General features: G+C 68.4%; 19 protein-coding genes and 1 pseudogene. 6 read left to right on the top strand and 14 right to left on the bottom strand.

Annotation, left to right across the window (positions count from 1 at the left end; genetic code table 11):
* Window positions 1-74: 74 nt before the first annotated feature.
* From ACZ7SW_RS18035 to ACZ7SW_RS18010, 6 genes are all read right to left on the bottom strand, one after another.
* The gene (locus ACZ7SW_RS18035) at window positions 75-296 is read right to left on the bottom strand and encodes a putative acetyltransferase (RefSeq protein ID WP_470231540.1); all 222 of its coding nucleotides are present in this window, start codon (window positions 294-296) and stop codon (window positions 75-77) included.
* Window positions 293-532: a glutaredoxin family protein gene (locus ACZ7SW_RS18030; protein ID WP_101435567.1), complete on the bottom strand. Its 240-nt coding sequence runs from the start codon at window positions 530-532 to the stop codon at window positions 293-295. Before ACZ7SW_RS18030 ends, ACZ7SW_RS18035 begins: the two co-directional genes overlap by 4 nt.
* A complete protein-coding gene (locus ACZ7SW_RS18025) occupies window positions 529-2,649 on the bottom strand; it encodes a phage holin family protein (RefSeq protein WP_470231539.1) in 2,121 nt (706 codons plus the stop codon). Before ACZ7SW_RS18025 ends, ACZ7SW_RS18030 begins: the two co-directional genes overlap by 4 nt.
* Entirely contained in the window at window positions 2,646-3,233 is a 588-nt protein-coding gene (locus tag ACZ7SW_RS18020; RefSeq protein ID WP_470231538.1) for a DedA family protein, read from the bottom strand. Before ACZ7SW_RS18020 ends, ACZ7SW_RS18025 begins: the two co-directional genes overlap by 4 nt.
* On the bottom strand, window positions 3,230-4,021 hold the full coding sequence (locus ACZ7SW_RS18015; RefSeq protein WP_470231537.1) for an MBL fold metallo-hydrolase: 792 nt from the start codon (window positions 4,019-4,021) through the stop codon (window positions 3,230-3,232). Before ACZ7SW_RS18015 ends, ACZ7SW_RS18020 begins: the two co-directional genes overlap by 4 nt.
* A gap of 580 nt (window positions 4,022-4,601) precedes the next feature.
* The gene (locus tag ACZ7SW_RS18010) at window positions 4,602-6,920 is read right to left on the bottom strand and encodes a terpene synthase family protein (RefSeq protein WP_470231536.1); all 2,319 of its coding nucleotides are present in this window, start codon (window positions 6,918-6,920) and stop codon (window positions 4,602-4,604) included.
* A 407-nt stretch (window positions 6,921-7,327) separates the two neighbouring features.
* On the opposite strand from ACZ7SW_RS18010, the gene ACZ7SW_RS18005 reads away from it, so the two are divergent.
* Entirely contained in the window at window positions 7,328-8,995 is a 1,668-nt protein-coding gene (locus ACZ7SW_RS18005; RefSeq protein ID WP_470231535.1) for a ricin-type beta-trefoil lectin domain protein, read from the top strand.
* 48 nt (window positions 8,996-9,043) lie between these two features.
* Here ACZ7SW_RS18005 and ACZ7SW_RS18000 read toward each other — a convergent pair whose 3' ends face one another.
* From ACZ7SW_RS18000 to ACZ7SW_RS17985, 4 genes are read right to left on the bottom strand one after another with little or no spacing between them, the layout of a single operon-like run.
* On the bottom strand, window positions 9,044-11,098 hold the full coding sequence (locus ACZ7SW_RS18000; RefSeq protein ID WP_470231534.1) for a glycoside hydrolase family 2 protein: 2,055 nt from the start codon (window positions 11,096-11,098) through the stop codon (window positions 9,044-9,046).
* Between the two features lie 6 nt (window positions 11,099-11,104).
* Window positions 11,105-11,974: a carbohydrate ABC transporter permease gene (locus ACZ7SW_RS17995; protein ID WP_470231533.1), complete on the bottom strand. Its 870-nt coding sequence runs from the start codon at window positions 11,972-11,974 to the stop codon at window positions 11,105-11,107.
* Window position 11,975: 1 nt separating this feature from the next.
* Window positions 11,976-12,926, bottom strand: a complete 951-nt coding sequence (locus ACZ7SW_RS17990) for a carbohydrate ABC transporter permease (RefSeq protein ID WP_470231532.1) — start codon at window positions 12,924-12,926, stop codon at window positions 11,976-11,978.
* Complete coding sequence (locus ACZ7SW_RS17985; protein ID WP_470231531.1) at window positions 12,923-14,308, bottom strand: ABC transporter substrate-binding protein; 1,386 nt, start codon at window positions 14,306-14,308, stop codon at window positions 12,923-12,925. The genes ACZ7SW_RS17990 and ACZ7SW_RS17985 overlap by 4 nt, the downstream gene beginning before the upstream one ends.
* 135 nt (window positions 14,309-14,443) lie before the next feature.
* Here ACZ7SW_RS17985 and ACZ7SW_RS17980 point away from each other — a divergent pair, with 135 nt between their 5' ends.
* From ACZ7SW_RS17980 to ACZ7SW_RS17960, 5 genes and pseudogenes are all read left to right on the top strand, one after another.
* On the top strand, window positions 14,444-15,451 hold the full coding sequence (locus tag ACZ7SW_RS17980) for a LacI family DNA-binding transcriptional regulator (protein WP_470231530.1): 1,008 nt from the start codon (window positions 14,444-14,446) through the stop codon (window positions 15,449-15,451).
* A gap of 22 nt (window positions 15,452-15,473) precedes the next feature.
* Complete coding sequence (locus tag ACZ7SW_RS17975; RefSeq protein WP_470231529.1) at window positions 15,474-15,794, top strand: GNAT family N-acetyltransferase; 321 nt, start codon at window positions 15,474-15,476, stop codon at window positions 15,792-15,794.
* A gap of 174 nt (window positions 15,795-15,968) precedes the next feature.
* The gene (locus ACZ7SW_RS17970) at window positions 15,969-16,985 is read left to right on the top strand and encodes a S1 family peptidase (protein ID WP_470231528.1); all 1,017 of its coding nucleotides are present in this window, start codon (window positions 15,969-15,971) and stop codon (window positions 16,983-16,985) included.
* Window positions 16,986-17,082: 97 nt separating this feature from the next.
* A pseudogene (locus tag ACZ7SW_RS17965) lies at window positions 17,083-17,818 on the top strand (SCO6745 family protein); the annotation flags it as partial.
* A 164-nt stretch (window positions 17,819-17,982) separates the two neighbouring features.
* Window positions 17,983-18,738: an SDR family NAD(P)-dependent oxidoreductase gene (locus ACZ7SW_RS17960; protein ID WP_470231527.1), complete on the top strand. Its 756-nt coding sequence runs from the start codon at window positions 17,983-17,985 to the stop codon at window positions 18,736-18,738.
* On the opposite strand, the gene ACZ7SW_RS17955 is transcribed toward ACZ7SW_RS17960, so the two are convergent.
* The 4 genes from ACZ7SW_RS17955 to ACZ7SW_RS17940 form a co-directional block, all read right to left on the bottom strand.
* Complete coding sequence (locus ACZ7SW_RS17955) at window positions 18,713-19,204, bottom strand: hypothetical protein (RefSeq protein ID WP_470231526.1); 492 nt, start codon at window positions 19,202-19,204, stop codon at window positions 18,713-18,715. The genes ACZ7SW_RS17960 and ACZ7SW_RS17955 overlap by 26 nt on opposite strands.
* 87 nt (window positions 19,205-19,291) lie before the next feature.
* Window positions 19,292-19,702: a hypothetical protein gene (locus ACZ7SW_RS17950; protein WP_470231525.1), complete on the bottom strand. Its 411-nt coding sequence runs from the start codon at window positions 19,700-19,702 to the stop codon at window positions 19,292-19,294.
* Window positions 19,703-19,951: 249 nt separating this feature from the next.
* Window positions 19,952-20,368, bottom strand: a complete 417-nt coding sequence (locus ACZ7SW_RS17945; RefSeq protein ID WP_470231524.1) for a VOC family protein — start codon at window positions 20,366-20,368, stop codon at window positions 19,952-19,954.
* Between the two features lie 33 nt (window positions 20,369-20,401).
* Window positions 20,402-21,688, bottom strand: a complete 1,287-nt coding sequence (locus ACZ7SW_RS17940; protein WP_470231523.1) for a GGDEF domain-containing protein — start codon at window positions 21,686-21,688, stop codon at window positions 20,402-20,404.
* Window positions 21,689-22,752: the final 1,064 nt, after the last annotated feature.

Raw genomic sequence — 22,752 nt, 5'->3', positions numbered from 1 at the left:
TGAGATCCAGGCGCCCGGGAGATCTGGCGGTGGCCCCGGTCGATGAGCTCCGCGACCGCTCGGGCCGGTCGTCGTCAGAGGTTCGGCGCGGCCGATTTTCGCTGGGGCGGTGGCGGCACGGGTTTGGCGGCGACCACCGCGGCCAGCGGGACGACGACCAAGCCTCGTTTGGTCTCGACAGTGCAGGTGTCGGCGTCGCGGGCGCGCAAGGGACCGAGGGCGTCGGTGAACCCGCCCTCGATCCGGCATCGCACGACAACCCGCGTGCCCAGTGGGAGTTCCGTCAGCGGGGTCACCGCGACAGGTGGGCGTTCAGCTCGTCGTCGCTCGGTTCCACGAGGTGGCTGCCGTCCGCGAAGACGATGGTCGGGATCCGGCGAGCGCCGTCCTGCAGTTCGCGTACGCGGGCTTCGGCGGCGGGGTCGGCCTCGACGTCCACGTAGTCGTACTCGACGCCCTTCGCGTCGAGCAGCGCGCGGCTGCGTTTGACGTCCGGGCACCAGCTCGCGCCGTAGACGATCGGGTTGCTCATGACACTACCTCCGAGGGGACGACAGGGGATTTTTCTTCGGCCGCACCGGGTTCCGGGTGGCCGAGGAAGGTGAGCCAGTCGCGGAACACGCGGTGCACCGCCTCCGCGCCGACGGGTTCGCCGGGCGCTGGGAATTCTCGCGGATGCAGCAGGAAGCCGCGCTGCTGCGGTCCGCCGAGCCCGCCGTGCGAGCCGACGTGCCGTTCGAACGGCGAGGACTGGTCGGAGTCCGCGTCGTACCGGCTGTTGATCATGATGTCCGCGCAATGCGGGAAGCTGTCGACCCGCTGGACCAGGTCGGCGGCGTACGGGCCGTAGCCGGCCAGCGGGTCTTCGCCGATCACGACACCGGTGGCCAGCCGCTTCAACCCGTCGCGGCCCAGCACCACCGGGCCGAACTCGCGGCTGCGGACCAGCAGGAACCCGACGCCCTCGTGGTCGACCAGCGTCGGCAGCAGGTCCGGGTACTCGCGTTCGATCGTCTCCAGTTCGACCCGGCCCTCGTGTTCGGTGAACGACACCATCGCCAGGTGCCCGGACACCACGGCGACGACCCCGGGAGCCACGCGCGTGACCTGGCCCGGCGAGCCGGTCGCGGTGCGCGGCCGGTTCTCGGCTCCTTCCGCGCCTTCGACCCGGGCCCGCAGCCGTCGCGCGATCAGGCCGCCGGTCGCGGTCGCCTCGGCCAGCGCGGCGTTGACCTGCCAGCTTTCCGCCTGCCGGCGTTTTCCTTGCTCGGCAACAGGTTCGCCGCCGCAGAGCCGTCCGATCAGCGACTCGACAGTCTCGCCGAACCGGTCGACGAACGCCTGGCCTTGGGTCTGCCCGTGGTCCGACAGCCCGACGATGTGGTACTTCCGCGGCGAGAGCCGACCGGCCCGCAGCAGCCGCGCGAACTGCTGGTCGATCGACCGCAGCACCTCCAGCGTGTCGAACCGTTCGATGCCGGAGTGGTGCGCGACCTCGTCGTAGCCGAGGAAATCGGCGTACACCACCGGCCGTCCGGCGAGCATGTCGCCGATGATCGCGGACACCACGACGTCGCGCGCGATCACCGTCGTGCCTGGCCGGGCGAGCGGATAGAACCCGCCGCGCGGGATCCGCGGCAGCACGCCGGCGCGTCGTTGTTTGGCCGCCGCGGATAGCTCGCGGACGACGTCGGCGAGCGCGACACCGAAGGTGCGCAACGCGTTGATCGGGTTGGCGAAGTAGGCGCGATACCCAGCGCCGACCCGGCCCCGCCGACGTTTGCGCGGAGTGAGGACCGGCACTGAACTCATGGTCAGGCTGACATGCGGGGCGTCGCCGGAGAAGAGGTTGCCGTGGCTCGCGCCGCCGATCGACAGCAGCCCGCGCCCGTCGCTGTGCCGCCGCTCGATCTCGGCCGCGTCGGACGGATGCGCGCACGCCATGACGTGGTCGCGATCCTTTTCATACCAGCGGAAACCGAGGATGTCGTGGTTGGAACCGTGCAGGATCCCGCAGACGCTCGCGCCGGTCTGCGAACTCCAGTCGGTGTGCCAGCGGGTGAGCGAATGCGTGCCCTCGGACAGCCACGCGGCGAAGGTCGGCATGTCGCCGTCCCGGACAGCGCGGCGGACGGTGTCGTAGCCCAGCCCGTCGATCTGAAGGAAGACCACGCCGGGCGGTTGATCGGCGAAATCGGTGCGGTGCTTCGCTTTCCGCCGACGGCGCGCGGCGCGACGGAAGAAGATCTCGTCCTCGTCGACGGCCAGCACGCTCGAGATCACCGCGCCCACCGCGGACATCGCGACGGTGATGACGACCGCCGTCGAGAAGCCGTGCAGCTCAACGCCGGGCACGGCCTGCAGGATCGCCAAGGCCGCGGCGCTGAGCAGGATGTACGTGCCGACGCCGAGAGTGAAGTACGCGATCGGCCACGCCACCCGCACCACGAGCGGCCACACCACGGAGACGAGCAGACCGAGGATCAGCGCGCACACCGTCGGCTGCCACCACGATTGCATGCTGAACCCGTCGAGCCACGCGTCGAGCAGTCGCAGCGCGCCGGTGACCGCCACCCAGACCAGCAGGACCCGCGCGACGACCCGGCCGCCGCGCAGCAACCGGCCCTTCGCCGGAGCAGGTGTCGTCATCGGTGTCCTCCGGTCTGGCTGGCCGCCCGTTTCTTGGAGATCAGCGTGGTCAGCACGGTCACCAGCAGCACCAGGACGGTGGCGAGCAGCGTCGCGATGAGCGGCGAGTCGAAGATGCCGCCGCTGAGGATGCCCAGCAGCGAGTACGCCACTGCCCAGAGGACGCAGGCGAGCAGGCCGGACGGCAGGAACTTGCGCCAGGGGTAGCCGAGCGTGCCCGCGGCGAGCAGCACCGGGATCCGTCCGGCGGGTACCAGGCGGCCGATCACCACCAGTTGCCAGCCTCTTCTCGCGAACTGCTCGCGGCCCTTCGCGAGGCGTTCGGCTTGCTGGCGTCGTTCTACGAAGCGCAGCAGCGGTTCGCTGCCGAATCTCGGGACGGCGAAGGTGATCACGTCGCCTAGGTATGCGCCTGCCACGGCCAGCAGGATCACCAGGGGGAGCGAGAGGTGGACTGTGGTCATCGCGACCGCGGCCGCCGCGCCGACGAGCGCGCCGGTCGGGACGATCGGGATGACGGAGCCGAGCAGTACTCCGCCGAACAGCGCCGGGTAGCCGATCGCTGACGGGTCTGTCCAGTTCACCCGCGCTCCTCGCGGGTGGGGAGCAGGACGTCGGAGCCGGGGCGGGTGTGCAGGACCTTGGTGTCCAGGCCCAGGCAACGGACGTGGTGCGCGAAGGTGCGCGGGGGTTCCACGAGGAGCCGGCGCATTTTGGCGGTGCGGTGGATGCCGGGGACGGCGAGGGTGCCCCAGTGGACCGGGACCGCGGCGCGGGCCTGCAGGAGAGCGGCGGCCTCGGCGGCTCGTTCCGGGGTGAGGTGGCCGGGGCCGAGGTTGGGGCCCCAGCCCCAGACCGGGAGGAGGGCTACGTCTACCGGGCCAAGGTCGGCCATGACGGGGAAGAGGTCGGTGTCGCCTGCCGAGTAGATCCGGGTGTTGTCGGCTTCCAGGAGGTGGCCCAGGGCCGGGCTTTGCGGGCCGTGGGTGAGGCGGGGGCCCCAGCGGTGGCCGGAGTGGATCGCTTCGGTGGCAGTGATTTTCAGGGGGCCGGAGGTGGTGGTCTGGCCTGGGGAGAGTTCTTCCACCTCGGTGAAGCCTCGTTTGGCCAGCCAGGATCCGGCGCCTCGGGGGACGACGATTCTGGTGGTCTTGCCGAGGAGGTTCAGGGAGGGGAGGTGGAGGTGGTCTCCGTGGAGGTGGGAGATGAGGACGAGGTCTACTCCGGTCCAGGCGGTGAGGTCGGGTTTGGGGACTACTCGGGTGAGGAGGCCGATCCAGCGGGTGAGGACTGGGTCGGTCAGGGCGACCTGGCCGGCTAGTTCCACGCGGGTGGTCGCGTGGCCTAGGAAGTGGAGGTTCGGGCTGGTCACGGGTTCGAGTATTGCTGGATGTGTCGTGGGATGCTCGGTGGAGTGGTGGGGGGGGCACCGTTTTGGGGGTGGTTGTGCGGGGGTGGCTCGTCGCCTGGCGGCGACATTGCGCCCGGGTGCGTGTGTGGGGCACCCCGAAGCTTGATTGTGATGACGGTCTGAGGGTGCTTGTCAAGGCGGGAAAGATGCCTTGACAAGCACCCTCAGACCGCATTTTTGGCTTCGTATCGGGGTGCGGGGGGTGGTGTGGGTGCCTCGCTGGTTGGGTGCGTTGGCTGCGGTGGTGTGGGTGCGGTGGTGAGTTGGGTGCGCGGGTTGTGGTGGTGCGCGGTGGTGTGGGTGCGGTGGTGAGTTGGGTGCGCGGGCTGAGGTGGCCCGGGGGTGGTGTGGGTGCGCGGGCTGCGGTGGTGTGGGTGCCTGGTTTGTTGGGTGCGTCGGCTGCGGTTTGGTGGGTGGGTGCGCGGCTTGGGTCGCATCGCGGCGGCGGTGGGACGGGTCCGTGAAGGGCCCCTTGAGGGAATCTAAGTCCGTGAAGGGCCCCTTGAGGGAATCTAAGTCCGTGAAGGTTCCCCTCACGTCTTCAGTGGGTCGTGACGTCGGCGGGTGCGGGGATATGCAGGGATTGGGTGCCCAGGCCGGTCGGGCCATGGGGGTGGAGGCGGGTTCCGGTGCCGATCGGGACTGGTTCGGTGCCAGTGCAGCCTGGATGCAGCAGGGCTTTCGGGGCGGCGGGGTGTTCCGCGGTGTCGCTCGGTTCGGTGGAGACTCGTGCGTCTCGGACTCGGTCCAGTTCTTCGTCGGTGTACCGGGCGCATGCCTGGTGCCAGTTCGCGATTCCGGTCATCAGGTTCTTCAGCAGGTCCGCGTAGTCGGTGAGCGTGTCTTGCGCTTCCGCGTCCAGGCCGTAGTCGGCGAAGAGGCTTGGCAGTCCGACATCGACCGCGTGCTGGAATTCGGTCAGTCTTGCTTCTGCCAGGTTGGCGACTATGCGCAGGGCTTGATCTTGTTCTGCGTCCAGGAACGATCGGACCACCAGCACTGCGTTGTGCAGGCCGCCTTCGTATTCGATTTCCTTGCGGTAGGAGAACAAATCGTTGATCAGCCAGGCGTAGTCGGCGGCCGAATCCTCCAGTGCTTCGATGACTCGGTTGCGGTGGATTTCCGCGGGCACGCTGCGGCTGTTGGTGAGCCGGCTGATGCTTGTCACCAGGTTGGAGCCGAAGGTTTGGCGGCGCATTTCGACGTAGTCGATCGGGTCCGGGATGCGGTTTTGGGCTTGGTTGGCCAGTTCCCACACCCACGCGTCGATCATCTCCTCGACCGTGCCGCAGAAGGTTTCGCGTTCGGTGGGGCTCAAGGGGCAGGCGGTGCGTTGCCACAGGTCGGAGAGGCCGGTTTCGAGTGCGGTCAGCGGTGGGGGCGGGGGTTCGCCGTTGGTCGGCATGAAGAGTTTCAGGCGTTCGGTGGCCAGTCGAGCCGCGGGCAGGTCGTGTGCGAAGACTTCTGCGTAGTAGTCGTCGGCGTAGGTTCCCCAGGTGAGCCAGTCGGTGGTGAGGGACAGTTGTTCCGCGGGAGCGTCGGGGCAGATGCCTGCGGCGGCTAGTGGTAGGTCTGAGGCGCGCAGACGGGTGGCGTCCCAAACCGATTCGGACAGCAGGCCCGTTCGTTGCGGCCAGTCTGCGATTTTCTTGCGTTCCGCGGCTAGGTGCGGGCTGAGTCGCAAGGGGAACGGCAGAGTCAGAGTGGGCAGGGTGACTGGGCCAAGTTGTTCATAGGGCTGGTGTGTGAAAGCTCGTGCGCGTTGTGGGGCGGTGGTGGCGATGGAACGGAAGATTCGGGCTGCGGAGGTGCCGAGTCCGGACGGGCCGCCTAGCAATTCTGGGCCGCCGTGGGCGTCTAGGGCGCCCTCGTTCATGTAGCGGCTTGAGCGAAGGTGCCATTCGTGTCCGCCGGATTGCCAGTCTTGCAAGCCTTTGACGTACGCGAATGTTTCGGCTCGTCCGGCTGGTTTCACGCGGTGTTCTTCGAATAGGGCGGGGACTTCGGTGAGCGCGGTGTGTTCGAATTGGTGCAGGCGCGAGGTGAGGAGGTCGTTTACCGCGTCCGCGGCCTGCTGGGTGGTGCAGTCAAGGAACTTTTCGAAGACCAGGACGCTGTTGGAGAGTTCGCCCTCGTCCTCGACTTCTCGCTGGTAGGAGAAGAGGTCGTTGCGCAGGTGCACGGCGTCGGCGAAGCAGTCGCGCAGGACTTCCATCGGGCGTTTTGCCGCGATTTCGTCGGGGACTTCGGCGTCGAGGGAATGTTCGATCAGGTTGGCCGACCAGGGTGCGCCGCCGACTTTGCGGCGCATCGCGACGTATTCGATCGGGTTCGCGACGCGGCCCTCGTTCATGTTGGCGAGTTCCCACAGCGATTCGTCGAGCAGGTTGCGCGTGCTTTCGCGGAAGCGGCGCCGCCAGCCTGCCGAGCGGTGTGGCACGGTGCGGTTCCACAGGTCGGTCAGGCCGCGTTCGACGGGGTTTTCCGGGGTTTCGGTGATTTCGCCTTCGGCGGGCATGAAGCGAGCGATGCGGTCCAGGTAATCGCGCGCGTGGTCGATGTCGCCGGTGCGTTTGAAGAGTTCCAGGAAATGGTCGTCGAAGTAAAATACCCAGACATACCAGTCGGTGACCAGGTCGAGTTCCCGCGGGGCGGCGTCGGGGTGGGTGTAAGAACACAACAGCGCGTAGTCGTGGGAGTCGAGGTCGTGCTCGTCCCAGATGACGGTGCCGTGCTGGGGCACGTCGATCATGTCCATCGAGTATGCCCACGCCTTGCTGTGCTTCCGCGCGCCGTCCAGGTGCGGGTTCAACCGGGCGGGGTACGACAGATAGAACTCGGGCAGGACGAACGGCTGCACGCGTGCTCCCCTCGCAGTCGGTGGTGCCGACTCCACGAGGCAAACAGACCGGACCGGCGTGGCGGAAGTGCTGCCACTCCGCCGATTTCGGGGATCGCCCGTGCGGACCAGCGCGGTCCGCCGCGGGGCCTCCGCTGCGTGCTCCCGCGTCGCTCGTCGGTGGACGGCGGGCCGACATCCGGGTGCGGGCGGGCGGTGCCAATTGTCCGCCGGACAGATTCTTGCAACGTGTGCAAATCGGAGTATTCTCAGATTTTCATACGATGGCAAAGCGGCCTGGATCCCACCGGGGGCCACCTCCCGAGAAGCTTCGCGCGCGACGGCGGACCTGCCGCGTGCGGGCCGTTGTGCCGGGAAGGGGAGTCGCCAGGAGGTTGTGGCGCCGTCCCGTCCTAGGAGTGACGCTTATGTCGCCTGGTCCCCTCACCTCCCGATCCCGTCCGAGACGGCGCTGTGCGCTGGTCGCCGCTGTCGTGCTCGGTGCCGCCGTCGCGGTCGCGTTCCCGGCGGGCACCGCCACCGCGGCCACCACCTCCGGCGGGGTGCTCTACCGGCCCAGCACCGCCAGTGGTTCCACTGAGGACGCGAGCTATCCGCGCGTCATCCGCCTCGCGCACAACGGCAGCGCGAACGGCACTCTGCTGGCTACCTTCTCCCACTCCGGCACCGGCGTCGGGAAGGCGAACTTCCCGGTCTACCGCTCGACCGACAACGGCGTCACCTGGACGTCCTCGCCGATCAGCACGGTCACCGACACCCAGCACGGCTGGGATCTCGACGGCCCGACGCTGTACGAACTGCCGCGCGCCGAGGGGTCGCTGCCGGCCGGCACGCTGCTCGCCGCGGGCACTGCCTGGAACCACGGCGACTACACGCAGCAGGCGGTCGAGGTCTTCGTATCCACCAACCAGGGCGCGAGCTGGACTTACCGAAGCTCGTGCGCGGCCGAATCCGGGATGGCGAACACGACCGGCCACGGAATCTGGGAGCCGGAGTTCGCCACCACCGATCACGGGCTCATCTGCTACTTCTCCGACGAACGCCCGTCGGTCGGCAACTACCCCCAGGTGCTCGCCCACGCGGTCTCCACCGACGGCGGCCTGACCTGGGGCAACGAGGTCTACGACGTCGCGATTCAGAACGGCGTCGAGCGGCCCGGGATGGCCACTGTCGTCCCGTTGCCCAACGGCACCTACGCGATGACCTACGAGGACTGCAAAGCCGGCTTCGATCCGGACCAGGCGTGCGACGTCTACTTCAAGACGTCTCCGGACGCCGAAGCGTGGAATCCCGGCAGCCTCGGCACCCGGATCGAGACAGCCGACCACCGGTTCCTGCTGCACACGCCGTACCTGACCTGGTCGCCGGCGGGCGGCGCGAACGGGACCCTCGTCGCGTCCGGACAGCGGGTCGTCGCGGGCACGGACGGCTCGCTGGCGATCCAGCCGGAGGACGGGCACGTGCTGTTCGTGAACCGGAACCTCGGATCCGGCCCCTGGCAGGAGATCACCACACCGGTGACCACCGCGCCGACCGGCGGCTACGACGCGGGCGAGACGGCCTGCGCCGGGTACAGCTCGCCGTTGCTCGGCGCGCCGTCGGGCAACACCTTCCTGATGCTCGCGGGCACGCATTTGTCCACCGGCAAATGCGAAACGGACTTCGGCACGGCGACGCTGCCGAACGCGCAGGGCCAGATCACCGGACCCGGCACCACCGGCAAATGCGTCGACGTGAACACCAACACGTCGGTCAACGGCAACGCGGTGCAGCTCTACACCTGTGGCATCGCGACGGGTCAGCAGTGGTCGCTGGAAACCGACGGCACGATCCGGGCTTTCGACAAATGCCTGAACATTGTCGGCGGCGGCACCGCGAATTCGTCCAAAGTGGAGCTTCGAGACTGTCTCGGCACGCCCGCACAGCAATGGCAGGCAAGGGCGGACGGGTCGATCTACAACCCGCAGTCGGGTCGTTGCCTCGACGATCCGCAGGCGCAGACCGCGGACGGCACGCAGTTGCAGATCTATGACTGCAACGGTTTGTTCACCCAGGTCTGGCACGTTCCAGCCTGATCAGAAAGGGCGGCCAGCTCGAGCTGGCCGCCCTTTCCCCTTAACGGATCAGTCCCGCGCGCCGCGCCGGTTCAATTCCTCCACGACCGCTGCGTCCACAAAGGTCCGCGCGGTCACCTTGCCGTCCGTTTCCAGCCACAGGTGCAGTCGCGCCGGACGTCCCGGTGCTGGGACGGTCAGCGGGAACGCGTCGCTGAGCCGGAATGGTTTCGCTTGCGCGGCAAGGGAAGCCGACGCCGCGGGCAGGTTGCGCGAACCTGAAGCGCCCCATCCGGCGTGCAGGGTTCCCGCGATCGGCTCCCGGCCGGTGTGCGAGACATGCACGTCGAGGGTCAACGGTTCCGTCGGGACCGGCAGATCGGCGCCGGCGTGCGCCGGTACGAGGTCGACGACGAGGGTGGTCGCCGCGAAGGCGTCGGCCGGGTCCAGCCCGCCCCAGTCCTTCGGCCGCCGGTGCGCGTCCAGCAGGCCCGCCATTTCGTGTTCCACGTCGGTCAGTTCGGTGTAGATATAGCCGGAAAACCGGTCGTGCCTGCGGATTTCCTGAGTCTGCCAGCGCACGTGCCACGCCCGCTCCAGGCTGGTGAACCCGGCACCGTACTCGCTGTTCAGCACCGGCACGCCGGAGCGCGGGAAGTCAGCCGAACCGTAGAACGATTTGTCGACCAGGAAATCCGGCCGGAGCTTGACCTCGAACGACTCCCGCGCGCCGGACGCGAGCGCGGCGAGGTTTTCCGCCCAGTCGCGCGGGTTCTCGTCGTAGTAATGCCAGTCGACCAGGTCGGTCCTCACGTGCGCCCAGCCGGAGTTCTCCACCATCGGCCGCGTGTCGTCAAGCGAGTGCATGAGGTCGTAGGCGCGCACGGCCGCGGCGGCGCGCTCCGGGCTGCCCGGGATGTCCCAGTCCAAGCCCCATTCTTCGTTGTACAGCCCCCAGATCACGATCGACGGATGGTTGCCGTCGCGCTGGACCAGGTCCGGCAGTTGAGCCTCGAACGCCGCGGCGGCGGCCGGGCTGAACCGGCTCGGCGCCGGCGGTTCGGCCCAGATCAGCATCCCGGTCCGGTCGGCGTGGTCGAGCCACCGTGGTTCCTCGGCCTTGAGATGCTTGCGAACCAGCGAAAAACCGAGTTCCCGTGCCAGTACGAGGTCGCGGACCAAAGCTTCGTCGTCCGGCGCGGTGAGCCCCGACTCCGGCCAGTAGCCCTGGTCGAGCACACCGCGCACGTACAGCCGTTCTCCGTTGAGATACAACGCTTCGCCGCGCGTTTCGATCCGGCGAAGCCCGCCGGTCACGGTCAGCTGGTCGACGTAGTCGCCTTCGCCCACGGTCAGCGCGATGGAGTACACGTGTGGCGATTCCGGGCTCCACAATCGTGGTGACGCAACCTCCAGCCGACCGGAGAACCGCCCGTCCTGCACCGAAAGGACGGTCTCGCGGCCCTCCAGGAGCGCGACCACGGTGGCGCTGTCCGGAGCGTCCCCGGCGAGTTCGCCCGCGACGTCGAAGCCGGTCAGCGAATCCCCGCGCACGGAAACCTCGGCGGCGTAGGTGCGTCCGCGCGCTTCGAGCCAGACGCTCTGCCAGATCCCGGACGTCGGCGTGAACGAGACGCCGTCGTAGTCGTCTCGCGGGATCGAACGCTGTTTGCCGTGCGGGATTTCGCGTTTGTCCGCGGGCGCTTCGACCTCGACGGTCAGCTCGGCGGAGCGGCCCGGCTCCAGCACGTCGGTGACGTCGAACTCGAACGAGCTGTGCCCGCCGACGTGCGAACCGATGGGCGTCCCGTCGATCGAGACGACCGCCCGGTGATGCACCGCGCCGAAGCACAGTGCCACCCGGCGTCCGGTCCACTCCGGCGGAACTGTGATCGTCCGCGCGTAGACCGCGCGTTCCAACCAGGTCCGGTGCACGCCGGAAGCCTCAGTCTCCCAAGCGAACGGGACGATGATCGACTCGGGCGCACCGTCGTCCGCGGCGAACCGCCAGCGGCCGTTGAGGCTCAGCCATCTCGCGGACCGGTCCCGGTCGGGACGCGGGTACCCGGGCCGCGGGACCGCCTCCGCGGCGGTCTGGGAGGCGGCGTTCTCGGCAATCGTCATGGTGTGTCAGCCCTTTACGCTTCCGGCGAGGATGCCGTTGATGAAGTGCTTCTGCAGCACGATGAACAGGATCAGCAGCGGGACGAGCGCGATCGACGCGGCGGCGAGCAGTTCGCCGGTCACGGTCGCGTAGTCGGCGTCCACCCGGTTGCCCGAGATGTTCTGGGCCAGCGTCGAGAGGACCACCTGGAGGGTGGCCATCCGGCTGGAGCTGGCCGCGACGACCGGCCAGACGAAATCGTTGTAGATGTTCATGATCGTCAGCACGCCGAGCCCGGCGAGACCCGGCCGGATCGCCGGGACCACCACGCGCCAGAAAATGCCGAACTCGCCGCAGCCGTCGACGCGGGCGGCGTCGAGCAGCTCGTCCGGCACCGCCGCGATCACCTGGCGCATCCAGAAGATCGCGAACGCGTCGACCGAACCGGGCAGGATCAGCGCCTGGTAGGTGTTGACCCAGCCGAGTTCCTTCATCTCCAGAAGCAGCGGGATGACGAGCACGATCGTCGGCAGCATCAGGGTGAGCAGCACGGCGCCGAAGATCAGGTTCCGGCCCGCGAACCGGTATTTCGCGAACGCGTAGGCGGCCAGCGGCGCGCAGAACATCGTGATCGCGCCCTTCGCCACGAGCACGGCGCCGGTGTTGAGGAATCCGCTGCCGACCGGGACGTCCTGGAACATCCCGCGGAAATTGGCGAGGGTGAGGGTCGCCGGGTCGAATCCGAGCGGGTTCCGGATGATCTCGCCCGCCGGTTTGAACGAAGACAGGATCGCCCACGCCACCGGCGCGAGCAGGGCGACGGTCAGCACGAGCAGGAACGCGTGCGAACCGAGAAGGGGCCGCGTCCGCCGTTCGCGGGCGCCGAGGGTGGTCATGTCAGTCCTCCGCTCGGAGCAGCCGGACGAAAAGCAGCGACACCGCCATCACGACGATCACCAGCAGGAACGAGTTCGCCGCCCCAGTGCCGAGATCCGCGCGGGTGATGTGGTTGTAGAGGTAGAGCCCGGCCGTCGTGGTCGAGGTGTACGGCCCGCCTTTCGTGACCACGTACGGTTCGGCGAACATCTGGAACACCGCGAGCGTCTGCAGAACGAGGCTGAACATCAGCGAACGGCGCAGCAGCGGAACGGTGATCGACCACAGCTGCCGCATCCGGCCCGCCCCGTCGAGCGAAGCCGCTTCGTACAAGCCGCGGTCGATCTGCTGGAGTCCGGAAAGGACGATCAGCACCACGAATCCGGTGGTCTTCCAGAGAAACAGCAACGCGAGCGTTGGTTTGGCCCACCCGCTCGTGACGAGCCAGCCGACCGGCGGAAGGCCGACCGCGCCGAGCATCGCGTTCACCGCGCCGTTGTTCTGGTCGAACAGCACGATCCAGATCTGCGCGACCGCGACCAGCGGCGTCACGAACGGCACGACGAACGCCACCCGGTAGAACCCGCGCAACCGCTTGATCGCGTTGAGCAGCACCGCGACGAGCACCGCCAGCACCAGCTGAACCGGGACGATCAGCAGCCACAGTACGCCGGAGTTGCCGAGCGACGACCAGAATCCGCTGCTGGTCAGCAGATAGCGGTAGTTGTCGAGGCCGATCCAGTGCGCGGCACCGGAGCCGTGCCAGTCGGTGAAGCTCAGGCGCAGCGTGAAGAACAACGGGTAGACGCTGAAAGCCAGGAACACCAAGACAAACGGCAACACGAACACATACGGCGCGAGGAGGCGGCGCAACGGCAGGGTGCGCCGCCGCCGACGGGGTGCCCGGGTGCGCGGCTCGACGGCCGGCTCCCGGAACACCTTCGTCGCGGCGGAAACGGAACGAGTGGTCATTTGCGGTCGATCAGGTTGGTCTGGATGTCCTTGCCCGCCTTGTCGATCACCTGCTGCGGGGTGAGCGCGCCGTCCAGCATTCTCTGCAGGTCGGTGCCGAGGTAGTCGACCGCGCCGGACCACCAGGCCGGGATCGGGGCCCCGCCGGGGATTTCCCGGCCGGCTTCGACGGCGGTCTTCCAGACGTCCTGGCCGCCCATCGCGTCGATCGGCCGGAACAGCGGTTTCGCCGGATCGGCGGCGGGAAGGTAGGCCGGGACCGAGGTGTTCAACCCGCCCGGGTAGACCGCGTTCGGGCCGTAGACGGCGGTGTAGCCGGCCTGATCGAACATCAGGAAGCGGTAGAACAGCCAGGACAGCTTGGGGTTCTTGGCGTCCTTGGGGATGACGAACGACGAACCGCCCATCGCGCCGCTGCGCGCTCCGCCCGCGGTCCACGCCGGCAACGGCATCGCCCGCCAGTCGCCCTTGGTCGCGGTCAGCTGCTGCTGCGGGGCGAAGTCGAACCAGATCGCCCACGGGTAGAAGACCTCGTCGGCCGAGTCCAGCGCGCTGACGTCGCTGGGCTTGAGGTACTCCGCGCGGGTGCCCAGCCCTTCTTTGCGCACGGTGTCCAGCCAGGTCAGGATCTGGTGGTACTGCGGGGAATCCAGCCGCAGCTTGCCGTCCGGGCCGGCGAGGCCGGTGCCCAGCTGGCTGGCGAACATCTCGAGCTGGAGCTGGCTGTTGAAGGCGTTCTGCTCCAGGTGGATCGGCTTCGCGCCGGGCTTGAACTGCTGGTATTTCTTCGCCGCCGCGAGCAAATCGTCGTAGGTCTTGATGCCGTCCGGGTCGATCCCGGCCGCGCTCAGCGCTTTCGCGTTGTAGAACAGCAACCCGGGGTCGAGGTCGAAAGGCACGCCGTAAATGCCGCCGCCGACGGTGTTGACGTCGACCTTCTGCTTGGCGATGTCCTTGGTGTAGGGCGCGAGCACGTCCTTGAGATTCCACAGGTGGCTGACGTAGCCGCCGACCTTGGCGTCGTCGAGGAAGACGCCGTCGGGCACGTCGGTGCCGGTGATCAGCGTGTTCTGGAGCTTGGAGTCGATGTCGACGGCCTCGTGCTTGACCGTGACGCCGGGGTACTTCGCGGTGAACTTCTTGATCGCCGAGTCGAAGACCTTGTACAGGTCGCCGGAGCGGTCCCAGACGGTGATCTCGCCCTTAGGCGCCTCCTCGGACGGGGCTCGCAGCACGGCATTGCCCGCCGCCGGGGCGTCGGAGCTGATGTCCGGGCCGCAGGCGCTCAGCCCGGTGACGAGCAGAGCCGCCGCGGCGACGGCGGTGCCGCGGCGGGGGAGGAGGCGGGCTGTCCGTCCGCTCCGTCGGAGAGTGGGGTTCATGGCACTCCTTTGTGCGGGACGGCGGCAACGCGGCTTGCGGAGAGGGCTCGCCGTGGATTTGCCAACGTAGGCAAACTGTACGACATGCTTGCACACGTTGCAAAAGGTAGGATGACTTCCGGCGAAGGGGGCTCCATGGCGGCGACGTTGCGGGACGTGGCGGATCGGGCGCAGGTTTCGGTGCGCACGGTGTCGAACGTCGTCAGCGGGTACGAGCACGTCAGCGACAAGATGCGCCAGCGCGTGCTGCGGGCCATCGAGGAACTCGGCTACATCCCGAACCCGGTCGCCCGCACGCTGCGCACCGGCAAGACCGGGCTGCTCTCGCTGGTGGTGCCGGAGATCGACGTGCCGTACTTCAGCCAGCTCGCCCGCGAGGTCATCGACGCCGCCGCGAGCCTCGGTTTCCAGGTGATGATCGACCAGACCGGGCACGACCACGAGCGGGAACGCCAGCTGCTGCGCGGCGGGGGCAGGCGCAATCTGTTCGACGGCATGCTGTTCGCGCCGCTCGCGACGGGCGACGAACTGCGCGACGTGGACCCGGCGCGCTCGTCGCCGTTGATCCTGCTCGGCGAGCACGTCTTCGACCGCCGCTTCGACCACGTGGCGATCGACAACGTCGTCGCGGCCCACGACGCGACCACGCATCTGCTCGATCGCGGCCGTACTCGCGTCGCGGCGATCGGCGCGCAGCCGAAGGAGATGTACGCGACGCCGTTGCAGCGCACCGAGGGATTCCGCAAGGCGCTCGACGAGCACGGCCTGGAACCGGTGAACGCGCTGCAGGCCACGGCCGCCCACTACGGCCGGGCGGACGGATATGCGGCCACCGCGTCGTTGCTTCGCGAATCTCCGTGCCCGGACGCCATTTTCTGCTATTCCGACCTGCTGGCGATGGGCGCGATCCGCGCGGTGTTCGACGCCGGGCTGCGCGTACCGGAGGACGTGGCGATCATCGGCATCGACGACATCGAGGAAGGCCGATATTCGCGACCCTCGTTGAGCACCGTTTCGCTGGACACCCCGTTCATCGCGCGGACCGCGGTGTCACGTCTCGCTGCCCGCATCGAGAATCCAGGGCTGCCCGCCGAAGAATTCGTCGCGCCGCACAAACTGCTCGTGCGGGAAAGCACAGGCTGAGCGCGGCGCGAGGACTCCGGCGGTGTGTGAGGATGCCGGAATGAGCGAAGAAGAACCCCGGGTGTCGCGCAACGACAGCGAAAACCGCTACGAAGTGTATGCGGACGGCAAGCTCGCCGGCTTCGCCGAATTCACCCCGAAGGACACCGAAACCATTTTCACCCACACCGAGATCGGCGACGAGTTCGGCGGCCGCGGCCTCGGCAAGGTGCTGGCGAAGGCCGCGCTGGACGACGTCGTGGCGCGCGGCGGCGTGATCGTTCCGGTGTGCCCGTTCATCGCCGGGTACCTGCGCAAGAACGAGGGCTACTCCGAGCACGTCCGGTGGCCCGGACAGCACTGAAGCAGGTCAGCGGCGCCGTTCGGGTTATTCCAGGTGGTCCGAACGGTGCAGCGGTGTCCGATTGGTCCGCATTTTTTGGTTATTAACCAACCTTCGTCGGTTTCGCGTTGGTTGCCGGGCAACAAAAGTGTGGGGCGTCCCACCGGTCGGTTCAGCCCACCTGGAGGAAGATCCATGACTTCCCGGAAGACGCTCGTCGCGGGATTCACCGCACTGTCGGCCGCGGCCTTGACCGCGGGCATGTGCGTGAACGCCGCCTCGGCAAGCCCGATGGCGTTCGCCCAGATGCAGGCACAGGCGATCACCCAGGCGACGCAGGTCGCCGACACGCTCGGCGCCGGAAACGGCGGCATCTACCTCGAACGCGGCAAGGCGGTGCTGAACGTCACCGACGCCGCGGCGCAGGAGAAGGCCGAGGCCGCCGGCTTCGCGACCAAGCTCGTCAAGCACAGCTTCACCGCCCTCACCGGCGCGAAGAACCAGATGGACACCGTGAAGAACGTGCCGCAGACGTCGTGGGGCATCGACACCAAGACCAACCAGGTCGTGGTGAAGATCTACGACTCGGCGTCGCAGGCCACGAAGGACAAGGTCGCCGCGGCGGCGGCGAAGCTGGGCGACGCGGCGCGCGTCGAGCAGCGCTCGGGCAAGCTGTCCACCTACATCGCGGACGGCGACTCGATCAACAACGGGCAGTTCACCTGCTCGCTCGGCTTCAACGTGACCAAGGGCGGCGAGCCGTTCATGCTCACCGCGGGCCACTGCACCAACGAAGGCGGCACCTGGTCCGGCGGCGACGTCTCCGGAGCCCAGGTCGTGCAAAGCGACTGCCCCGGAGCCGACTCCGGCCTGCTGACCCGCCCGAACGGCACCGGTGACGGCGCGATCAACACCGGCCAGAAGATCTCGAGCGCCGGCACGCCGACCGTCGGCGAGCAGATCGAGAAGATGGGCCAGACGACCGGCGGCGGCAGCGGCCAGGTCACCTCGGTCGACGAGTCGGTGAACTTCGACGTGGGCGTCCTGAACCACGAATTCGGCACCACCGCCCACACCGACCACGGCGACTCGGGCGGCCCGGCGTACGACGGGGACAAGGGCCTCGGCACCCTCTCCGGCGGCGACACCCAGACCAGCTACTTCTACCCGCTGACTCTGGAACTGCAGTCCTACGGCCTCGAGCTCGCCTGAGGTTTTTAGCTCCACAGCCCGCCGTCCCGGTCTCGGGGCGGCGGGCTTTTCCTGCGTGGAACCGGTTTTGTCGTACCCCGGGCCTAGAGTTGCCCGCATGAAGCCGAACCCGGCCCGAAACCTGTGGACAGCCATCGAACCCCTCCACGCAGTCGTCTACTTCGCCGCAGAACCCGCGGCGGCGGCGAAGGACGTGGGTTTGCGCGGCTGGTGGATGGGCTACTTCGCGGGCCGGGCGGCACCACTCGGTCCGATCGGCCCGGAACCGGTCACGTCGATGTTCTTCGGGTTCTCCCCGCGGATGGTCTCGCGAGCGCTGCCCGACGCGTGGACGTTCGCCTCGCCGGACGACGTGCTGCGCACCCGGGTGGAAGCGGTCGAAGCGGCGTTGGCGCGGCTGCTCGGGCCGGACATTGTGGACGAGCTGGTCGCGTTGCTGGAACAGGCGGCCGCCGCCTGCCACTTCGATGCACGACCGCTCGCCGCGGCTTGGTCCGCGGTAACCGCCCCGGACCGCCCCCTCGCCCGGTTGTGGCTGGCGACCGCGGTCCTGCGCGAACACCGAGGCGACGGCCACGTCCTGGCCGCGGTCACTTCCGGGCTGACCGGGCTGGACCCACATCGCCACCGGAGCCACCAACCGCGAGCAAGTCCAGCGCGCGCGAGGTTGGACCGACGAGGAATGGGCTGCCGCAACGGAAAACCTGGTCGACCGAGGCCTGCTCGATGCCGAAGGATTAACCGCGGCAGGCACGGAAGTCCGCCGGAGCATCGAAGAAACCACCGATCGGCTGGCCGCCGGTCCGCTTGAAGCCTTAGGTCCGGCAGGCGTCGACCGGGTGCTAGACCTGGCGACCCCATTGAGCCGGCGGATCATCGACAACGGAGGTGTAGCCGTCCCGAACCCGATGGGCGTGAAACGTCCCTGAGAACAGTGTCGATTCTCCGGCTCCCCACTCGACGCACTGGTGACAGCCACTAGAAGGGAGCCCGGAAGATGCTGCTCGAAGGCAAGAACGCGGTCGTGTACGGCGCTGGCGGAGGAATCGGCGGCGCGTTCGCCCGAGCGTTCGCCGAGGAAGGAGCGCGAGTCTTCCTGGCCGGACGCACTCGCGAGAAGCTGGAGCGAGTCGCTGACGAGATCCGCGCCGCCGGCGGTGCCGCCGACGTCGCCGTAGTCGACGCGCTCGACGAGAAATCCGTGGACGCCCACGCCGACGCAGTAGTCGAAGCCGCTGGCAGTCTGGACATCTCGGTGAACGTGATCAGCCACGGCGACGTCCAGGGCACGCCCATGGTCGAGATGTCGCTGGCCGACTACGAGCAACCAGTGCGCAACGGCGTCCGCACCACCTTCCTCACCATGCGCGCGGCCGGTCGTCACATGAAACGCCAAGGCAGCGGCGTAGTTCTCCTCTTCGGCGGCGACGGCGACCCGGTGCGCAACCACGCGGTCGGCGGCCTGCAAGCCGGATTCGCCGCTCTGGAAGCGATGCGCCGTCAGCTCGCCGCCGAACTAGGCCGACACGGCGTGCGCACGGTGACGCTCCGGACCGGCGGCGTCCCGGAAACCCTCCCAGCGGATTTCCCCGGCGCCGAAGAACTCGCCGCGGAACTCGCCGAACCGACCATGCTCGGCCGCACCGCGACGTTGGCGGACGTCGGTGCGGTAGCGGCGTTCGTCGCATCTGACCGGGCCCGCACGATGACCGCCGCCACGGTGAACGTCAGCTGCGGCGCGCTGGTGGACTAGCGCTCGGCGACCGCACCGTCGCGGAGACGACCGCGGCGATCGCAGTGAGGAACGCGGAGATCACCGCCAGCCCGATCGGCACGCCGTTGCTCTTGTGGAAACCGAGAACGAAGTCGAGGTGGGCACCGAAGCTGGTGCCCGACGGCATCGGCACGAGGGCAGCCACCAGCGCGTACAGCAGGCACAGACCGAACAGCGTCCACGCCGCCCAGACGTACCGCGCGAGCAGGAAACCGGCGGGCACGACCACGGCGACCGCGGCGACCAGACCGCAGATGACGTTCAGCCACACCTGGGTCGACCACTGCTCGAACGTGCCGGAGATCAGCGCGTTCACGATGACGAACCACATCAGCGCGATCACCGTGCAGCCCGCGAGGGCGACCGTGGTCACGCTGGCCGCGAGGTTCGTCCGGCGCCGCACCGGAGCGGGGAAGTGCGGAGGGAATCCCGGTGGGGCGGACATGCGGTGCTCCTGACGATCTCGGGTGGGGAGAGCATCCCACCGCCCGCCGCCGCGAGTCACCGGATTGGCCGGTTCCGGCCGCGGAAGTCACCGGCCGGATCGCTTCGGCACCAGCGCGCCGACCGACGAAAACACCCTGGTGGCCCCGAAAGCCGCCAACCCGAGCAGCGCGGCACCGATGAACACGCGGTGCTGTCCGGGACGGAGCTTCATCCGGGGAGCGACCGCCGGAGGCACCGCAGCCAGGTCGACGGTTTTCGGCGTCACCAGCACGAACGCGAGGCAAACCAGCACAATCAGACCGAGCACGACGTACGGCATCCGCAGCGGATCAGGAAGCCATTCCGCGAGCGCCCCGGACCCGGTCGGAGGGACGTCCGCGGAACACCAGGCTCCCGACGATCCCGGCTCAGGCGGCCCGGTGCCGTCGCGGGTGGCCGTGCTGTCCGCGCCCGCGCCGCGGGACCTGATCTCGCTGATCAGCGGTTCATCGAACACGGATCTGGACCGGCTTTTCCGGGACGCTGGGCTCCGTCGCAGGAGGCCGACGACTGGGCATCGCCCTCGACCTCGTAGCCGGTGGCGCGGGTCTCGCGTTCCTGCCGAAAGCGGTCGCCGAACAGGGGCGCGAGTGCGGGCTCAGACCCTGACCGACGCGACCATCGAACGTCGCGTCGACCTCGTGCTGCCGCGCGGTCAGGCGGCGGCCCGGGTGCCGCGGACCGAACTGGCCGCCGCCGTCACGGATTAGCTCTTGGCGCGTGCGGAAATCTGCTGGACCGACCAGGTGTTGCCGTCGGGATCGGCGAAGTGGACGAACCCGATGTTGTCCAGGTCTTCGAGCGCGCCGGTGCCCGGATCCGGGCCGTAGAGCTGCAGGTCGCTGACCTCGACGCCGCGTTCCGCCAGCTCTTCGCGGGCTTTCCGCACGTCGGCGACGACCAGCTGCAGGCCCTTGAGCGACCCCGGCGGCATGTCCGGCACGACGCCCTTGCCCAGGACGATCGAACAGCCCGATCCCGGCGGCGTCAGCTGCACCAGGCGCTGTTCCGGCTCGGGCTTGATGTCGTGGTCGAGGTGGAAGCCGACCTGGTCGGCGTAGAACGCTTTCGCCCGGTCCACGTCGGTTACCGGGACGACGACGACCTCGAGAGTCCAGTCCATGCGACGAGTTCTAGCTGGGGCCTCCGGCGGCGGTCAAGCGCTCGCCAGCTCCACCCGGTTGCGGCCGGCCTGCTTGGCCCGGTACAGCGCGGCGTCGGCGGCCACCAGCACGTCGTCGACGCTGGCGAGATGCTCGGCCGGATACAGCGCGCAGCCGATCGAAACGGTCAGGTCGCTGATCACCGAATCCTGGTCCGGCAGTGTGACGACCACCTGCGGGACCCGCCTGCGGATGCGGTCGGCGATGTGGCCGAGATGCTCGGCGCTCGGGATGTCCGGCAGCGCGATCGCGAACTCCTCGCCGCCCCAGCGGCCGCACACGTCCTGCTCGCGGACCTCGTCGCGCAGCGACAGCGCGATCTCGCGCAGCACCAGGTCGCCGGTGGGGTGGCCGTAGGTGTCGTTGATCGCCTTGAAGTGGTCGAGGTCGAGCAGCAGCACGCCGACGCTGTCGTGGTTCGCCCGCGCGCGTTCGAGGTAGCGCTCGGTGACCGTGCGCCACCAGCGTTTGGTGGCCAGGCCGGTGGTGACGTCGGTGCGCGCGTCGCGCTGGAACTGGGTGAGCAGCAGCCCGCGGTGCAAGGCCACGAGCGCGATCACGACGCCTGCCAGGAGCAGCGGGTTGGCCAGCAGCAGAAGCGCCGCGGTGACCAGGCCGAGCCCGATCGCGCCCGCTTCGAGCAGCTGGTCACCGAAGCCGGAGAACAGGTCGGCGAACGACCGCGGCGGGCTCGACAGTGCGATCGCGACCATCACCAGCGCGGTGTTGATCGCCCAGCGCAGCCCGGCGGCCAGCACGAACACGACCAGGTCGAGCAGTCCCGGACCGAAGCCGCCCGCGAGGACCCCGGGGTACTCGTGCATGCCGAGCGCGAGCACGGCGACCGCGGCCTGCGTGCCGCACAGGACGGACGCGCAGGAGAAAATCCAGCGGTGCGGCAGGACCGGCCGTTCGCGCGGCCAGACCCGCCACCAGGCGACGGCATAGGTGAGCACGACCATCGCCGACGCGAGGATCGCGGGCAGCGCCACCACGGCGGCGATGCTCCAGACGGCCTTGGTGTCGACGTACGCGACGGTGGGCGCGCGGCTGTACTCGCGCTGCCGCTCGATGTGCCTTGTCGCCTCGATCGCCAGCGCCGCGCACACCGCTAGAACGCCGAAGCGGACCAGGTCGATCTGGTGCACCGGGGCGAGCCACGCGGTGGCGAGGGTGGTGCCCACTGCCACGACGTTGACCAGCAGCACGTACATGCGGACGTGAGAGGGCAGCCGCCATAGGCGCCAGCCTGTGAACCACCCGGCAACTCGTCCGCGCACTCTTCACCTCACCCGATTGGCTTCTACGGTAAACGACGAGGCGCGTCGTGTGCTGCCTGTCGTCCGGACTCTGGGAAGCGCCGGGGCGATTTCGCCCGGACAGCCCAGCGCCAGACGTCCGGCGAGGGGAGGTGGCCACTGTGAGTAGTGGCCAGCTGCTCCGAATCCGGGCCGGACCAGGGGATCCGCGAGGGTCCCGTTTGGACCCCCATGGCCACTTTCGGTGACCGTCCTACCAGTGCTGACGTGCGAAAACCGCCGAAGGCGCGACTCTGAAACGGAGGTGACAACCGTGCGCGACAACAACTGGACGGCGCTCCGGTGACCTAGGTCGCCCTCGCGGTCTCGACTCGAGGTCGAGACTTTCGGTCCTCGCTGACGAGAGGAGGCGCCCACAGTGCGGGACAACAACTGGTGAACAGGGCTGGGCCCGGGAATCCGGGACACGGAAGGAAAGAAGGAAAACGGAAAGGAGGCGGCGGATGCGCGACAACAACTGGACTCGCTGAGACGACCGAAAACGGTGGACGAACTGCTGCGGAAAGGGGTGAGCGACTGCCATGCGCGACAACAACTGGACTCGCTGAAACCCGCTGAAACCCGCTGAAACCCGATGTTTGCCGATGGGCGACGAGGAAGGAGATCGCTGTGCGTGACAACAACTGGACCCGCTGAGTTCTGCCGATCACTGCCCCATCGAGTCGCGAAGGGAACCGCTGCCATGCGTGACAACAACTGGGCCCGCTAAGTCCCGCGAACGACCGCCCGTCGAGCCGCGAAAGGAGCCGCCGCGATGCGTGACAACAACTGGGCCCGCTGAGTTCTGCCGATCACTGCCCCATCGAGTCGCGAAGGGAACTGCCGCCGTGCGCGACAACAACTGGTCCCGCTGAGCCTCGTTGACCACCGACCACCGGACTGCGAAGGGAGCCGCCGCGATGCGCGACAACAACTGGACCCGCTAAGTCCCGCGAACGACCGCCCGTCGAGCCACGAAAGGAGCCACCGCCGTGCGCGACAACAACTGGACCCGCTGAGTCCCGCCGACCACCGCCCGTCGAGCC

This window comes from Amycolatopsis sp. NPDC114484 (assembly GCF_055633755.1).
Note: the sequence above shows the minus strand (reverse complement) of the source record. Positions and strands in the feature narration are given on the sequence as shown.

Bases quoted from the DNA above. Each gene is read 5' to 3' on its own strand.
- ACZ7SW_RS17980 (WP_470231530.1), top strand. From the start codon at position 14,444: ATGGCGGCGACGTTGCGGGACGTGGCGGATCGGGCGCAGGTTTCGGTG.
- ACZ7SW_RS18005 (WP_470231535.1), top strand. From the start codon at position 7,328: ATGTCGCCTGGTCCCCTCACCTCCCGATCCCGTCCGAGACGGCGCTGT.
- ACZ7SW_RS18025 (WP_470231539.1), bottom strand. From the start codon at position 2,649: ATGACGACACCTGCTCCGGCGAAGGGCCGGTTGCTGCGCGGCGGCCGG.
- ACZ7SW_RS18030 (WP_101435567.1), bottom strand. From the start codon at position 532: ATGAGCAACCCGATCGTCTACGGCGCGAGCTGGTGCCCGGACGTCAAA.
- ACZ7SW_RS17960 (WP_470231527.1), top strand. From the start codon at position 17,983: ATGCTGCTCGAAGGCAAGAACGCGGTCGTGTACGGCGCTGGCGGAGGA.
- ACZ7SW_RS17970 (WP_470231528.1), top strand. From the start codon at position 15,969: ATGACTTCCCGGAAGACGCTCGTCGCGGGATTCACCGCACTGTCGGCC.
- ACZ7SW_RS17945 (WP_470231524.1), bottom strand. From the start codon at position 20,368: ATGGACTGGACTCTCGAGGTCGTCGTCGTCCCGGTAACCGACGTGGAC.
- ACZ7SW_RS18000 (WP_470231534.1), bottom strand. From the start codon at position 11,098: ATGACGATTGCCGAGAACGCCGCCTCCCAGACCGCCGCGGAGGCGGTC.
- ACZ7SW_RS17995 (WP_470231533.1), bottom strand. From the start codon at position 11,974: ATGACCACCCTCGGCGCCCGCGAACGGCGGACGCGGCCCCTTCTCGGT.
- ACZ7SW_RS17990 (WP_470231532.1), bottom strand. From the start codon at position 12,926: ATGACCACTCGTTCCGTTTCCGCCGCGACGAAGGTGTTCCGGGAGCCG.
- ACZ7SW_RS17955 (WP_470231526.1), bottom strand. From the start codon at position 19,204: ATGTCCGCCCCACCGGGATTCCCTCCGCACTTCCCCGCTCCGGTGCGG.
- ACZ7SW_RS17985 (WP_470231531.1), bottom strand. From the start codon at position 14,308: ATGAACCCCACTCTCCGACGGAGCGGACGGACAGCCCGCCTCCTCCCC.